Below are 13961 nucleotides of genomic sequence, written 5' to 3'. Positions count from 1 at the left end.
TTTTAATAAGTAAACAGTACCGATTTCAATGAAAAATACAGCTAAAATGAAAATCAAAATGCCTCAAAATAGAGAAACCATTACATTGGAAATTGAGGGTATGACCTGTGAAGGTTGTGCAACACATATCGAAAAGGATATGAACGCAACTGAAGGAGTTTTAAGTTCCACAGTTAACCACGAAACCGGAAAAGGCGAATTTAATTTTGATGCTGATAAGATGAGTAAGGCAAATGTAATAGATGCTATAAACAGCGTTGGTGATTATTCGGTTGTAAATAATGTCGACGAGGAAGAGGTTTCCGCTGTAAATTCCAAAGGCCAAAATCAATTCGATTTAATAATTATTGGTGGTGGTTCAGCTGCATTTTCAGCAGCCATTAAAGCTGAAGGTTTAGGGCTCACAACACTTATGGTAAATGCAGGATTAGATTTTGGTGGCACTTGCGTAAATGTGGGTTGTGTACCGTCTAAAAACCTTATTCGGGCTGCCGAAACGGTACGTCTCGCTACGCATTCCAATTTTAAGGGTATAAAACCTAAAGGAGCAGACATTGATTTTACACAAACCATAAAAGATAAAAAAGCATTGGTTGCTTCACTTCAGCAACAAAAATATATGGATGTGGTAAGTGATTTTGAAAACCTGATAATGCGTACAGGTTGGGCTGAACTTGTTGATAATAAAACAATCCTTGTGGATGGAAAAGACACCTACACAGCAACCAACATTCTAATGGCAACAGGAGCAACTACCAATATTCCAAATATTGAAGGACTGAATGAGGTTGGTTATTTAACCAATGTGACCTTGTTCGATTTAGAGGAAAAACCTGAAAGTTTGACCATTATGGGAGCTGGTTATATTGGTTTGGAAATTGCGATGGCTTACAACAGATTGGGTGTAAAAGTACGTATCATTGAATTTACCGACAGGCCATTACGCAGTCAAACAAAAGATATTACAGATGTTTTGGTAGAACAAATGAAAAGTGAAGGGATTGAAATCCTTCCAAACTTTAGAGCGTTTAAATTTGAAAAGAAAGGTAACGATACAATTATTCATTGTAATTGTCCTGATGGTTCCACAACTCAAATTGTTGAAAAAGGACATATTGTGGTGGCTACAGGGACGAAGCCTAACACCTCTAAATTAGGGCTTGAGAATATCGGCCTAAAGTTAACAGTAAGCGGCCATATTATTGTAAATGAAAAAATGGAAACCAATATTTCCAATATTTATGCAGCAGGAGATGTCACCATTACACCGGCATTTGTTTATACAGCAGCAACCGAAGGTAGTACAGCAGTGCACAATGCGTTTTCATCAACAAAAACAAGTATTGATTATTCATCATTACCTTGGGTAGTATTTACAGACCCTCAAATCGCAGGAGCAGGTATAGATGAAATTGAAGCAGAAAAAAAGGAAATTCCTTTTGAAGTCAGTAAACTTGATTTAATTCACGTTCCAAGAGCCTTGGCAGCTCAAGATACCAGAGGGTTCATAAAACTGATACGCAACACTGAAACCGATAAATTAATAGGCGCAAGAGTAGTTGCACCTGAAGGTGGTGAACTGATACAACAATTGAGTATGGCTATTAAATTTGGAATCACTGTAAAAGATTTAGCAGAAAGCTTTTATCCATATTTAACTTTAGGAGAATCTGTTAAACTGGCAGCGATTACCTTTGGGAAAGATGTTTCCAAATTAAGTTGCTGCGCGAGTTAAGTTTGAGTTATGAAAGGAGAACAGTACAAATTACCTACTGATTTAATCTTGGATATTAAATCCAGATTAAAAACTTTGAGTGGTCAATTAAACGGCATTGTTAAAATGCTTGATGAAGGAAAGGACCCCGAACAAATAAACATACAGTTCAAATCCATTGATAAGGGGATTCAAAAAGCACATTACTTACTGCTGGATGAAGTCTATCGAAAAGCACTTGCTATTGGAATTGTAAAGGCCGTGGACTCTTGCCCAGGCAATTGTGGCAATGAAGATAAAATTGAATATTTAAAAAGTGAATTCCCAAACTTAGAATTATCCGATTTAACTAACAAGTTAAAAGAAATTCAAGCCATTGAAACTCGATTAAAAAACTACAACGAAAAAAAAGGTTAAAAAAAGTTTGGTGACCCCCTACCTAACGTTCTCATCTTTGTTCCATTATTAATTTAAACATAACATAAGATGAAACGACAAATTGAGATTTTTACAGCAGGTTGCCCGGTATGCGAGCCTGTGGTACAATTAGTAAAGGAGACAGCAGGAAAGGACTGCGAAATCACACTTCATAATCTGTCCGAGCAATGCGAAAGTAAAATCTGTGTTTCAAAAATGAAGGAATATGGGGTTACAAGAGTTCCTGCCATTGCTGTTAACGGAAAACTTCTGAATTGCTGCACCAACATCGAAATCACAAAAGATGATTTGGTAAATGCTGGAATAGGAAACTGTTAGGTATGGCAATTAATAAATTGAACAAAAAGGCATCTATGGGGACTGCTGTATTTTCTGCAGTTTCCCTTAAACTATGCTGCTGGGGTCCTTTGCTACTTACAAGTGTAGCTGGTATTGGTGGAAGCTCGGTGTATTTTTCTTGGCTTATTGCCTTGAAACCTTATCTGTTGGTTATAGCATTTTTGTCATTGGGACTGGCCTTTTATCAGGTTTATAAAAAAAAGAAGGTGGACGATTGTGGTAACTGTGATATGGCTAAGCCATCATTTTTTAAGTCGAAATTCTATTTGTGGTTGGTTACAGTGTTTGTTGTTGTAATGACATTGGTTTCTTATTATCCACAAGTATTTCATTCAACGGAGAAAGTAGGAATTGTTGCAACAAACAATACCGATATTCAAACTGTAAAGTTGAATATTGAAGGGATGGTATGCTCTGGTTGTGAAGAAAATATCAACCATTCTGTAAATAAAATTGACGGGGTTACAAATGTATCTACGTCTTTTGAAGAAGGGACTTCAATTATTGAATTTGATACCACTAAAACGAATATCGATGAGATAAAAAAGGTCATCCAATCAAAAGGGTATTTGATTACAAATACTAAAGACCGATAGACACGTCCCCATTATGATTATAAGAGATATAAATTATTCCAATTGGGTAGTATGTAATAATTCGTGAAGAGTAAATTCTACAAATCATTCAGCATATAACGTAACACATTACAGTCTTTTAATCCTGAAATTTGTAACATACAAATAAGAACGGATTTATGGAGACAATCAACATATTTGAAACCAAAAAGAAGAATCATAAACAGGGTGTGAAAGAATCATTTCCAGTTACGGGAATGACCTGTGCCTCTTGTGCAGCGAGTGTTGAATCTGTATTAAAACACACAGAAGGTGTGTTTGATGCAAGTGTTAATTTTGCCAATAGTTCCGTTCTTGTGGAATATGACAAGGAGTTGAGTCCAAATCAACTTCAAAACGCGCTTCGTGAGGTCGGTTACGATATTATAATTGATGCCGAAGACCCTTCGGAAGTACAGCAAGAACTTCAGCAAAAGCATTATCAGGACATAAAAAACCGAACCATCTGGTCGGCGATACTTACGCTACCCATTTTTGTGTTGGGAATGTTCTATATGCAATGGGAACCAGGCAAATGGATTTCATTGGTATTGGCCTTTCCAATTCTTTTTTGGTTTGGGCGCAGTTTTTTCATCAATGCCTTCAAGCAGGCCAAACACGGTAAAGCAAATATGGATACCTTGGTGGCGTTGAGTACCGGAATCGCCTTCCTCTTTAGTGTATTCAATACCTTTTTTCCTGAATTTTGGTTAAGTCGTGGCATCGAGCCTCACGTATATTACGAAGCGGCTACCGTGATTATCACCTTTATTTCCTTGGGGAAACTATTGGAAGAAAAGGCAAAATCAAATACATCTTCAGCCATTAAAAAACTAATGGGGCTTCAGCCTAAAACCCTTAAAATTATTGAGAATGGGGAAGAGAGGGAAATCCCTATTTCATCCGTACAGGTTGGTCAGACCATTTTGGTGCGTCCCGGAGAAAAGATTCCCGTGGATGGCGAAGTTTCCAAGGGAAGCTCATATGTAGATGAAAGTATGATTACTGGAGAACCCGTTCCAGTTCAGAAATCCCAAGGGGAAAAGGTATTCGCTGGTACCGTTAATCAAAAAGGAAGTTTTCAATTTACCGCTGAAAAAGTAGGTGGAGAAACCCTGCTTTCCCAAATCATTAAAATGGTTCAGCAAGCGCAAGGGAGTAAGGCACCCGTTCAAAAACTGGTCGATAAGATTGCCGGTATTTTCGTTCCTGTGGTATTGGGTATTTCCATTGTAACCTTCATTGTCTGGATGTCTTTAGGAGGCGATAATGCCTTTTCACAAGCCTTATTGACCTCTGTAGCAGTATTGGTAATCGCCTGTCCTTGTGCTTTGGGATTGGCAACACCTACCGCCATTATGGTGGGAATTGGTAAAGGCGCAGAAAATAATATCCTTATAAAGGATGCCGAAAGTTTAGAACTCGGTCATAAAGTGAATGCTGTCATTCTTGATAAAACAGGTACAATTACAGAAGGAAAACCTTTAGTAACTGATATATTTTGGAAGGATAAACTCGAAGATATCAACGAATACAAAAAAGTTCTTCTAGCTATTGAAGCACAATCAGAACACCCTTTGGCGGAAGCTGTAGTCAATCACTTAAAAGATGAAAATATTGAAAAAGCTGAAATTGCTTCTTTTGAAAGTATTACAGGAAAAGGTGTGAAAGCTCAAACAGAAAATGGTTCACCATACTATGTTGGAAACCATAAACTAATGCTTGAGAAAAATATTCAAATCGATGCTTCCTTGATGCAAACAGCAGAAAGTCTCGAAGAGCAAGCGAAAACCGTCATTTTCTTTGGCAATGAAAAACAAGTGCTGGCGATACTCGCCATTGCAGACAAGATTAAGGAAACTTCAAAAATGGCCATAGCAACACTTCAAGAACGAGGCATTGAGGTCTATATGCTTACTGGAGATAACAATAAAACCGCATCTGCTGTCGCAAAACAAGTAGGAATAACAAATTACCAAGGAGAAGTGATGCCTTCGGACAAAGCGGCTTTTGTCGAAAAATTACAGGCGGACGGAAAGATAGTAGCAATGGTGGGCGATGGTATCAACGATTCGCACGCCCTGGCGCAAGCCAATGTGAGTATTGCTATGGGCAAAGGTTCGGATATCGCAATGGATGTAGCAAAAATGACCTTGATAACATCAGATTTACAATCTATCCCAAAAGCATTGGAACTATCAAAAAGAACCGTGTTGGGCATACGTCAGAACTTATTCTGGGCATTTATTTACAACATTATTGGCATTCCAATTGCAGCGGGAGTTCTTTATCCTGTAAATGGGTTTTTGTTGGATCCGATGATTGCAGGTGCAGCAATGGCATTCAGTAGTGTATCCGTAGTTGCAAATAGCTTAAGACTTAAACGAGTAAAACTTTAATAATAAATAAATTCAATACTATGAAAACTTTAAAATTTAAAACAAATATCAATTGTGGTGGGTGCGTATCAAAAGTCACCCCTTTTTTAAACAAACAAGAAGGTGTAGAAAGTTGGGAAGTAGATACCTCTAATCCTGATAAAATCCTAACCATTGAAAGCGATGGTGTAACCGAAGAAGATGTAAAGGCGACTTTGCAAAAAGTGGGATTTAAGGCCGAACCTGTAGATTAATACGTTTTTAATATGGCTTATATTTTTATTTCGGTTGTGATTGTTCTTTTTGCTGTTCATTTTTATAGAAAAGCAAAACGTCATAGTGTAAAGCCATTTCCAGAACATTGGCATAAATTATTGACGGATAATGTGCTGTTTTATAGAAATCTATCAAAAGACGCACAGCTAATTTTTCAGCAAAAAATGATGCTATTTTTAAGTGAGGTCTATATCGATGCTGTGCAGTTTGAACTGGAAGAGTTGGATAAGGTTTTAATTGCAGCAAGTGCCGTCATTCCAGTTTTTGGCTTCAAGGAATGGCACTACACAAATTTAAGTGGCATCCTTTTATATCCTGATAATTTTAATGAGGATATGCAATTTAGCAGTAAGGATAACTCACGGAATATTGGTGGAATAGTTGGAAATGGAAGGTTCGAGAAACAGATGATACTTTCCAAGAAAGCATTGTACCACGGCTTTAAAAATACAACCGATAAAAGCAATACTGGCATACACGAATTTGTGCACCTTATAGATAAGTTGGACGATAGAACAGACGGTGTGCCAGAGCGGCTAATGGAACATCAATATGCCATACCTTGGTTAAACTTAATCCATAAAGAAATGGAAGCGATTAACGATAACCATTCAGATATTCGTAAATATGGTGGAACAAATCAAGCTGAATTCTTTGCGGTTGCTTCAGAGTATTTTTTTGAACGAGCGGATTTACTAAAAAGAAAACATCCAGAACTTTATGGGATGTTGGTGGAATGTTTTAGGCAAGAACCGAGCACTTGAGAAAATGAATCAGGCAAACTATAGAGAGTTCAGTTTACACAGGACTATCTCATAAAGTGTGTAAGTTGAAAATAACGGGGGTTGGACTTTATTAAAGCCTGACCTTGAATCGATAGAAGCGGGCGGAAAAGCATTGGAAACTGCCTTGAAAGACATACCATCGATCATGCCATCTACGGTCTTTTACGACCGTGCAGTAGGCGCACCTTATATTGAAATTCATTTGAACAGGAACAGGAACAGGGACAGGATGGCCCGATATGGAATTACCGTAGCGGAGCTTCAGGAAGTAATCAGTGCTGCAATCGGGGGTATGTCCTTGACGAATACCGTGGAAGGACGCGAGCGGTCCTACGTTACCCGCGCGAATTAAGGGATGATCCTGATGCCTTACGAAAAATAATCATCCCTACAGCTACCGGCGTACAAATACCTTTGGGTGATGTCGTTGACATTGAATATGCAAAAGGTGCGCAAATGATCCAAAGCGAAAATACATTTTTATTGGGCTATGTCATCTTTGATAAAATAAGCGGTAAGGCTGAGGTAGAGGTCGTGCGTGAAGCGGATAACCTCTTACAGGAAAAAATAGCTTCCGGGGAATTGACATTACCCGATGGTGTAACCTATGTATTTGCGGGTAATTATGAACAACAAGAACGTGCGGCAAAACGTCTTCTCCTTATCATACCGATGAGTTTATTGGCTATTTTGCTCATTCTTTACTTCCAGTTCCGGACAATTACCGCTTCCTTGATCCATTTCTCCGGCGTATTTGTAGCGCTTGCAGGAAGTTTTATTTTATTATGGTTATATGGACAGCCTTGGTTCATGGACTTCTCTGTGGGGGGAACGAATATGAGGGACCTGTTCCAGATGCACAGCATTAATCTCAGTATAGCTGTTTGGGTAGGTTTTATAGCTCTGTTTGGATTGGCGACAAGTGACGGTGTATTGATGGGTACATATATCCACGATACTTTCGTTGCCCGAAACCCAAGAACAAAAGAAGAGATCAGGGAGGCCGTTGTCTATGCAGGATTAAAACGTGTGAGGCCTGCCGCGATGACCACCGCCACGGCTTTGATAGCCCTGTTGCCTGTATTGACCTCAACGGGCAAAGGAGCGGAAATTATGGTGCCGATGGCGATCCCAACTTTTGGAGGGATGTTAATTCAATCCATGACCATGTTTGTAGTGCCGGTATTCCAATGTTGGTGGAGAGAATCGGCCCTTAGAAAGGAAAACAGGTCTAAAAATAAAAATCAAATAACTGATGAAAACGAATAACAGATATATAGTAACGATCCTAGTTGTAGGGTTAGGTTTCTTTTCGAATGCTTTCGCTCAAGAGCATAGGAAGGATTCACTATCACATTACATACAGGTCGCGATAGAAAACAATCCCGGCGTAAAGTCGCAGAGCCTAGTGCATGAGGCTTTCCTTGAAAAAATTCCGCAAGCGGGAGCTTTTCAGGATCCCGAACTATCTTTGGAAGCATACTGGATGAGCCGGATGGTTGAGACCACCAAAAACGGAAAATGAGAGCCACCTAATTTTTGGATTTAGTGATTTTAAAATCAGGCTTTTGTGTTAGTCTTGAGTGGCTCAATTCTATCCGGCGAAGGTGGTATACCATATCCGGCGTTTCCACTATAACATTGTATCTTAATAATATAGGCTGCAGTTCTAAAATTGACATTTTTGAATTTCAAAAGTTATTTACAAACGGAAATTAAAGTACTTTCGATTACGAACTACGTCTACACCCAACAGTTAGGTGTATTTTTGACCAAAAAATAATCATTTGTACCAAAATCTTAACCAGACACTTTCGTTTTATGGTGTGGCTTGTGATAAGCCTTACTATATTTCTTCGGGGAAATCGATTTTTCAATTTCCCGAAAACTCGTTCCGCATGGATTTTTATTCACTATGCATCTGTACAAGTGGAAGAATGACAATGGAAATTGATGGTAACAATTATCATGTTGAACAAAATAGTTTTCTTGTTTCGGGACCATCTACCATTGTTCATTTTCGAAAGTTCAGTAGAGACTTCACAATGAAACTTCTTTTTTTTGAAAAAAATTTCTTGCTCAAGAACATTTCCAATCCATTTATCATCGAAAAAATCGGGCTCTTCCAAAATGGTAATTATTCCATGCTAAGCGCACAGCCAAAAACGATTGAACATTTACTTGGCCTACTTGAATATTTAGAGCATAAAACCAAGTCCAACGGAAATTTCACCGATGAAATTATCCGTAGTATCATTTTTAATGTTTTGCTCGAAGTAGCCGAGATTACCCATCTGTCTGTAGTCGAGATTCAAAACAAGGATAAAACCATCCCTATGGTCCATTTAAAGTTTCGGGAATTGGTACAAGAACATATTTTAGAACAAAGATCGGTACAGTTTTATGCCGAACAATTGCATATTTCCAATAAATATTTGATTGAAGTGGTAAAAAAAGCAAGCGGCAGGACACCACATGAGGTAATTGATGAAACTCTACTAAAAGAGGCATATGTTCTATTGGGAAACCCAGAATATACCATTTCGGAAATCGCATTTCAGTTACATTTCAATTCTACATCTGCCTTTGGTCGATTCTTTAAAAGGCATGCTTCCATTTCTCCTTCAAATTATCGCACAAGGCAAAATTTAAGTTCCTGAAAAATTAAGCACACAAATACGGAATTTCGGGATACATGCGAATTTAAGTATACAACTATCTTTGTTGTAAAATCTTGAAAACCAAAAAAAATGAAAAACATAACAGATAAGTTCGGTTCGTTTCTATCGAAATCAAAAGAATATGGAAATGTAAACCACGAGCCCGATTCGAGTAAGGAAGTACAATTGAACACCAAGGAAAAAACCATGCCTTTTTCGGATCAGATTGGAAATTATCAAAGAAATATCGGTATTCCCCCAAAATCCTATGAGAACAGCAAAGTATACATTGTAGGTAGTGGTATTGCGGGTATGTCGGCAGCATATTATTTTATACGAGATGGAAAGATTCCTGGCAGAAACATCATTTTCTTAGACCAATTGCATGTTGACGGGGGCTCTTTGGATGGTGCCGGAAATGCCGAAGACGGTTATATTATCCGAGGGGGTAGGGAAATGGATATGACCTATGAGAATCTTTGGGATATGTTTCAGGATATTCCAGCCGAAGAACTTCCTGAACCGTACAGCGTATTAGACGAATACCGATTGGTAAACGACAATGACCCCAATTATTCCAAAGCCCGTTTGATTCACAACCAAGGTGAAATTCGGGATTTCAGCAAATTCGGACTGGAGCGAAAAGACCAATTGGCCATTGTGAAATTATTGTTGAAGAAAAAAGAAGATTTAGACGATTTAACGATTGAAGATTATTTTAGCCAAGAATTTTTAGACAGTAATTTTTGGTTCTTTTGGCGCACCATGTTCGCCTTTGAAAATTGGCACAGCCTATTGGAATGCAAACTGTACATGCACCGTTTTCTTCACGCCATTGATGGAATGAAAGATTTTTCCTGTCTGGTTTTCCCAAAATACAACCAATACGATACGTTCATTACGCCTTTGCGAAAACATTTAGAGTCAAAAGGCGTACAAATTCAGTTGAATACTTTGGTAAAAGATTTGGACATTCACAGTAATATCCATGGCAAAGTGGTGGAAGGCATCGTTACCGAACAAGATGAAAGGGAAGTGAGAATACCAATAGGGAAAGACGATTATGTCATTGTGACCACCGGTTCCATGACCGAGGACACGTTTTATGGAACAAACAAAACCGCACCGATCATAGAAATGGACAACGGTTCGAGCGGACAAAGTGCCGGATGGAAATTATGGAAAAATTTAGCGTCAAAATCCGAGATTTTTGGTCGTCCCGAAAAATTCTGTGGCGATATTGAAAAATCTTCTTGGGAATCGGCAACATTAACGTGTAAACCGTCTGTCTTTACCGAAAAGTTGAAAGAATATACCATTAACGACCCGTATTCAGGAAAAACTGCAACGGGAGGCATTATTACCATTACCGATTCTGATTGGCTAATGAGCTTTACCTGCAACCGTCAGCCACACTTTCCTGACCAACCCGATGATGTTCTGGTTCTTTGGGTGTATTCATTATATATGGATAAAGAAGGAAATTATATTAAAAAACCTATGCCTCAATGTACAGGAGACGAAATACTGACTGAACTTTGTTATCACCTAGGCATTCTTGACCAAATTGATGATGTTATTGAAAACACCATTGTACATACCGCATTTATGCCCTACATCACTTCAATGTTTATGCCAAGGGCAAAGGGCGACAGACCAAATGTAGTTCCCGAGGGTTGTAAAAATTTAGGTTTGGTGGGACAATTTGTAGAGACCAACAACGATATTGTCTTTACCATGGAAAGTTCCGTTAGAACTGCCCGTATTGCCGTTTACGAACTGTTGAACCTGAACAAGCAAGTGCCTGATATCATACCGTTGCAATACGATATTAGACAATTGTTGAAAGCCACAAAATCACTAAATGATTATAGACCGATCCCAGGTGAAAGCATCTTGAGGAAAATTTTGAAAGACAGTTATTTCGAGCACATCCTACCCAAAGGAGAAACTTTGGAAGAAGAACATGAATCTTTCTTTCAAGAACAGTTCCATAAAATTCAAGAATGGATAAAGAACAAATAAAATGAATTATAAAAATATTACAATAGCTGGAAGTGGCGTATTAGGCTATCAAATTGCTTTCCAAACAGCATTTCACGGATTTAATGTCACCGTTTATGACATTAATGATGAAGTATTGGAAAAAGCAAAAGGCAAGTTTGAAATTATGAGTTCCGCATTTAAAAATGATTTGAATGCAAGTCAGGAACAATTGGAAGATACATATCAAAATTTGAGCTACTCATCCAATTTAGAAGAGGCTGTAAAAGATGCCGACCTGCTCATTGAGGCCGTACCCGAAGACCCACAGATTAAAATGGGTTTTTATAAAAAACTGGCAAAAGTAGCTCTTGAAAAAACGGTGTTTGCCACTAATTCTTCCACACTCTTACCAAGTCAGTTCGCTTCCTCTACTGGAAGACCGGAGAAATTTGTTGCCCTGCATTTCGCCAACGAAATTTGGAAACACAATACCGCAGAAATTATGGGGCACCCGACTACTTCGCCCAAAGTGTTCAACGATATGGTGGAGTTTGCAAAAAGAATTGGAATGTTGCCTTTGCCATTGCACAAAGAACAACCTGGTTATATTCTCAATTCTTTACTTGTACCTCTTTTAGGTGCTGCACTCGATCTAGTTGTCAATGAAGTTGCCGACCCACCAACCGTGGATAAAACCTGGATGAAGGCTACAGGTGCCCCCGTAGGTCCATGTGCCATATTGGATGTTGTGGGCATTACAACAGCTTACAACATAAATAAAATGGCAGCCGAGAAAACACAGGATGCCGACAAGATAAAAGTGGTGAAATATTTAGAAGAAAATTTCATTAATAAGAATAAATTAGGCGTGGCCACTGGTGCAGGATTTTACACATACCCAAATCCGGCTTTTCAGAAAGAGGATTTTTTGAAGTAGAAAGAATAAATCGATTATAGGGAGGTTATATTGTGTTGTCTTGGAGTTCGTCGACCAACAATTGGAATTTAGAATAATAAGGATATAGAGGCTGGATGAGCCGGATGGTTGAGTCCACTAAAAACGGCAAATATGGACCATCCAATATTTTATTGTAGCAGGTTGTTTGTCAATACTTTATTGGTTTTTTTGCTATGCTCACTCTTTTCCGGCGAAGGTGGTATACTATGTCCGGTGTTTCCAGCTTATCAAAAAAATGCCTAAATTAGTTGTGTAAAACTCCCATAAGTTTTGCCTCTGGATGTGCCGATTTGAACACGGTTCAGGGTTCGGTTAACTGGTCTGAGTTAACGGTGTAAAATACTATAAATCAACTATTTATGTTTATAGGGATGGGCCTGCCACCCCGACAAATCTAGTAATAGATAAAAATAAAAGCACTGTTAATAAATTGATTTTCAGTGCTTTTTTCGTTTTGTGCATTTATTTGATATCATTTGAAACCAAATAGTAGGTGTGCAATTAGGTGTGCAATTAGGTGTACAGCCTTTTATTTAAAATGTCCTACCTTTAAAGAGCTTTTGGGCACGATTTGACTTTCGATGAACAATTGTTGTTTAACCAAAGTCATTTTAACATGAAAGCAAAAAACACTTTCGCGGTAGTCTTCTTTACCAGAAAATCAAGGAGCGTTCCAAATCAATTATCCATTTATGTCCGTATTACCGTGGACGGAAAACGCTCAGAGATCAGTCTCAAACGCAACGTGGCCTCAAAGAATTGGGACAATGCCAGAAACCGGGTCAAGGGAAGTTCCCAACTGGATAGGGCGGTCAATGTATACCACCTGCGGCGGATGAAAGTGAGCAGTGCAAATCAAGTGCACGAGATCGACTCATTTTGGTGCTGAAGTTAACGTTTATTTTTAATTTTTTTTCTCATTGATTCCCCTTTTATGTCCACCCTGTGAGCCGAGTGCACCAGCCGGTCAAGGATGGCGTCGGCGATCGTTTTTTCACCGATGACATCGTGCCATGCCTCCACGGGCAGTTGTGAGGCTATAATGGTGGACCTTTTGCCGTGCCTGTCCTCTATGATCTCCATCAAAGAGTGCCTGTTGATGTTGTCCAATGGTTTTAGGCCAAAGTCATCCAGTATGAGCAGGTCCTGTTTTTCAAGTTTTCCAATGAATTTTAGATAGGACCCGTCCGCCTTTGAGGTTTTGAGCAAGGTAAAGAGTTTGGCCGTGTTGAAGTACATGGTCCTGTGCCCCATTGAGCAGGCCTGGTGCCCGATGGCGGAGGCCAGATAGCTCTTGCCGACCCCGGTGCTCCCGGTAATGAGCATATTTTCACCCTTGCGTATAAATCCACAGGAGGCGTAGCGCTGTATCCTGTTCCTGTCGATGTTCCTTCCAGGGCCGTAATCGATGGCCTCCATAACGGCACCGTACCTGAACCTTGCGGCCTTTGTCAGGCGCTCGATCTTGCGGTTGTGCCTATCGTCCCATTCGGACTGTACCAGATAGGCCACCAGTTCATCGTTGGTATAGTCCATGCTCTCGGGCGAGAGGCTGGTGTCAAAGGCCCTGAGCATCCCGTGGAGCCTGAGCTGTTTCATCTGTTCCAATGTCTTTGTGTTCATGTTGTCTGTTTTAATGTTTGTCATTTATAATAGTTTCCTCCCCTGATGTTATCGTGGTCCGGGACCTCGGAGGTATCCTCCGGGTCGTCCTCCAGGGTGTCCCACCCTTTTTTCAGTATCCGCTCCACCATGCTGTAATTATAGGCCCCATAGTCCGATGCCCGCCTGCAGGCATTGTCCAGCCGTTGGT

At 39.4% G+C, this 13961-nt stretch carries 13 protein-coding genes and 1 pseudogene; 13 read left to right on the top strand and 1 reads right to left on the bottom strand.

Features of this window, described 5'->3' with window-relative positions; genetic code table 11:
- Positions 1–28: 28 nt before the first annotated feature.
- From merA to EO132_RS07975, 13 genes and pseudogenes are all read left to right on the top strand, one after another.
- Positions 29–1735 carry a mercury(II) reductase gene (gene merA / locus EO132_RS08035; protein ID WP_205780334.1) on the top strand — a complete coding sequence of 569 codons (1707 nt, stop codon included), beginning with the start codon at positions 29–31 and terminating at the stop codon, positions 1733–1735.
- A 9-nt stretch (positions 1736–1744) separates the two neighbouring features.
- The gene (locus tag EO132_RS08030; RefSeq protein ID WP_127137394.1) at positions 1745–2131 is read left to right on the top strand and encodes a metal-sensing transcriptional repressor; all 387 of its coding nucleotides are present in this window, start codon (positions 1745–1747) and stop codon (positions 2129–2131) included.
- Positions 2132–2200: 69 nt separating this feature from the next.
- Entirely contained in the window at positions 2201–2470 is a 270-nt protein-coding gene (locus EO132_RS08025) for a thioredoxin family protein (RefSeq protein ID WP_127137393.1), read from the top strand.
- Positions 2471–2472: 2 nt separating this feature from the next.
- Complete coding sequence (gene merTP, locus EO132_RS08020) at positions 2473–3087, top strand: mercuric transport protein MerTP (protein WP_127137392.1); 615 nt, start codon at positions 2473–2475, stop codon at positions 3085–3087.
- 158 nt (positions 3088–3245) lie between these two features.
- The gene (locus tag EO132_RS08015) at positions 3246–5504 is read left to right on the top strand and encodes a heavy metal translocating P-type ATPase (RefSeq protein WP_127137391.1); all 2259 of its coding nucleotides are present in this window, start codon (positions 3246–3248) and stop codon (positions 5502–5504) included.
- Positions 5505–5524: 20 nt separating this feature from the next.
- Positions 5525–5737, top strand: coding sequence for a heavy-metal-associated domain-containing protein (locus tag EO132_RS08010; RefSeq protein ID WP_008616468.1), 213 nt, complete (start codon positions 5525–5527; stop codon positions 5735–5737).
- A 12-nt stretch (positions 5738–5749) separates the two neighbouring features.
- Positions 5750–6523 (top strand): M90 family metallopeptidase, encoded by a 774-nt coding sequence (locus EO132_RS08005; RefSeq protein WP_110473885.1) that lies wholly within the window; start codon positions 5750–5752, stop codon positions 6521–6523.
- A 166-nt stretch (positions 6524–6689) separates the two neighbouring features.
- The gene (locus EO132_RS19560; RefSeq protein WP_235856413.1) at positions 6690–6896 is read left to right on the top strand and encodes a hypothetical protein; all 207 of its coding nucleotides are present in this window, start codon (positions 6690–6692) and stop codon (positions 6894–6896) included.
- Between the two features lie 23 nt (positions 6897–6919).
- Positions 6920–7813 (top strand): annotated as a pseudogene (locus tag EO132_RS19745) (efflux RND transporter permease subunit); the annotation flags it as partial.
- Between the two features lie 776 nt (positions 7814–8589).
- Positions 8590–9204: a helix-turn-helix domain-containing protein gene (locus tag EO132_RS07990; protein ID WP_235856412.1), complete on the top strand. Its 615-nt coding sequence runs from the start codon at positions 8590–8592 to the stop codon at positions 9202–9204.
- Positions 9205–9294: 90 nt separating this feature from the next.
- Positions 9295–11229, top strand: coding sequence for an oleate hydratase (locus tag EO132_RS07985; RefSeq protein WP_127137389.1), 1935 nt, complete (start codon positions 9295–9297; stop codon positions 11227–11229).
- Between the two features lies 1 nt (position 11230).
- Complete coding sequence (locus EO132_RS07980; protein WP_127137388.1) at positions 11231–12127, top strand: 3-hydroxyacyl-CoA dehydrogenase; 897 nt, start codon at positions 11231–11233, stop codon at positions 12125–12127.
- A 637-nt stretch (positions 12128–12764) separates the two neighbouring features.
- On the top strand, positions 12765–13037 hold the full coding sequence (locus EO132_RS07975; RefSeq protein WP_235856411.1) for an Arm DNA-binding domain-containing protein: 273 nt from the start codon (positions 12765–12767) through the stop codon (positions 13035–13037).
- Between the two features lie 2 nt (positions 13038–13039).
- Here EO132_RS07975 and istB read toward each other — a convergent pair whose 3' ends face one another.
- Positions 13040–13771, bottom strand: a complete 732-nt coding sequence (gene istB, locus EO132_RS07970; RefSeq protein WP_127136804.1) for an IS21-like element helper ATPase IstB — start codon at positions 13769–13771, stop codon at positions 13040–13042.
- Positions 13772–13961: the final 190 nt, after the last annotated feature.

The sequence above is a fragment of the Flagellimonas oceanensis genome, assembly GCF_003992595.1.
GTDB lineage: Bacteria > Bacteroidota > Bacteroidia > Flavobacteriales > Flavobacteriaceae > Flagellimonas > Flagellimonas oceanensis.
Note: the sequence above shows the minus strand (reverse complement) of the source record. Positions and strands in the feature narration are given on the sequence as shown.

Bases quoted from the DNA above. Each gene is read 5' to 3' on its own strand.
- EO132_RS07980 (WP_127137388.1), top strand. From the start codon at position 11,231: ATGAATTATAAAAATATTACAATAGCTGGAAGTGGCGTATTAGGCTAT.
- EO132_RS08030 (WP_127137394.1), top strand. From the start codon at position 1,745: ATGAAAGGAGAACAGTACAAATTACCTACTGATTTAATCTTGGATATT.
- EO132_RS07985 (WP_127137389.1), top strand. From the start codon at position 9,295: ATGAAAAACATAACAGATAAGTTCGGTTCGTTTCTATCGAAATCAAAA.
- merA (WP_205780334.1), top strand. From the start codon at position 29: ATGAAAAATACAGCTAAAATGAAAATCAAAATGCCTCAAAATAGAGAA.
- EO132_RS08010 (WP_008616468.1), top strand. From the start codon at position 5,525: ATGAAAACTTTAAAATTTAAAACAAATATCAATTGTGGTGGGTGCGTA.
- EO132_RS19560 (WP_235856413.1), top strand. From the start codon at position 6,690: ATGCCATCTACGGTCTTTTACGACCGTGCAGTAGGCGCACCTTATATT.
- istB (WP_127136804.1), bottom strand. From the start codon at position 13,771: ATGAACACAAAGACATTGGAACAGATGAAACAGCTCAGGCTCCACGGG.
- EO132_RS08015 (WP_127137391.1), top strand. From the start codon at position 3,246: ATGGAGACAATCAACATATTTGAAACCAAAAAGAAGAATCATAAACAG.
- EO132_RS08005 (WP_110473885.1), top strand. From the start codon at position 5,750: ATGGCTTATATTTTTATTTCGGTTGTGATTGTTCTTTTTGCTGTTCAT.
- merTP (WP_127137392.1), top strand. From the start codon at position 2,473: ATGGCAATTAATAAATTGAACAAAAAGGCATCTATGGGGACTGCTGTA.
- EO132_RS07990 (WP_235856412.1), top strand. From the start codon at position 8,590: ATGAAACTTCTTTTTTTTGAAAAAAATTTCTTGCTCAAGAACATTTCC.
- EO132_RS08025 (WP_127137393.1), top strand. From the start codon at position 2,201: ATGAAACGACAAATTGAGATTTTTACAGCAGGTTGCCCGGTATGCGAG.
- EO132_RS07975 (WP_235856411.1), top strand. From the start codon at position 12,765: ATGAAAGCAAAAAACACTTTCGCGGTAGTCTTCTTTACCAGAAAATCA.